The following is a 714-nucleotide window of genomic DNA, read 5'->3' as shown; positions in this document are numbered from 1 at the left end:
GAGATGCCGTACTGGCTCCAGTTGGCGTCCTGGTTGGCGTCGAACTTCGGGTTCTGGTAGTTCAGCTCACCGTCGAGCGACCAGTTCTTGCTCAGGAACTTGCCCAGGCCGATCGCGCCGAACGGAGCGTTGCGGGTGCCGCGGTCGTTGTCCTGGATGTTCATGCCGGCAGCGCCGGTCAGGTACCAGCGGTCGTCGAAATCTTGCGCACTGGCCGCCTGCGAAAAGGCCAAGCCCGCCAGCAGTGCGGTGCTCAACATACGGATCTTCATATCTAACTCCTTCAGATCGATCGGAACGGGGGGTGATCGGGACTGTTTGATCGGGACAGTCTTATGCGGCGCTGACTCCTGTGACAGAGACACGCTCAGCACTGGCAGGGCCGGCGCCGCGGTCACTGGCGGGGGCGATCATACACTGTCAACGCGTTTGTTAATACCACTTAACGTAGTTCAGCCCAGTGAAGCCAGGTTCGTTAATTAACGTTTTCGGCAGCAGGTATGCCCGCCCTCGCGCGGATGCGCCGACGAACGGTCGAGGTTTAGAAACAAACTGGGCCGGCGGTCGGATTTTCGGAAGCGGCCGAACATAAAAACGAAGCCCGGCACGAGGCCGGGCTTCGGGTGTTGCGGTGCGGGTTCCGAAGAACCCGCGGGTATCGCTTAGTTCTGGACGTTCAGCTCGGTGCGACGGTTCTTCGCACGGCCTTCCGGA

General features: G+C 60.6%; 1 protein-coding gene. It reads right to left on the bottom strand.

What is annotated here, in order from left to right; translation table 11 throughout:
• Positions 1-272, bottom strand: a 272-nt coding sequence (locus EX88_RS0122765; protein WP_031374273.1) for an outer membrane beta-barrel protein, incomplete at its 3' end; no start/stop codon positions are given.
• Positions 273-714: the final 442 nt, after the last annotated feature.

Source organism: Lysobacter antibioticus, from assembly GCF_000731095.1.
In the GTDB taxonomy this organism is placed as follows: domain Bacteria; phylum Pseudomonadota; class Gammaproteobacteria; order Xanthomonadales; family Xanthomonadaceae; genus Lysobacter; species Lysobacter antibioticus_B.
Note: the sequence above shows the minus strand (reverse complement) of the source record. Positions and strands in the feature narration are given on the sequence as shown.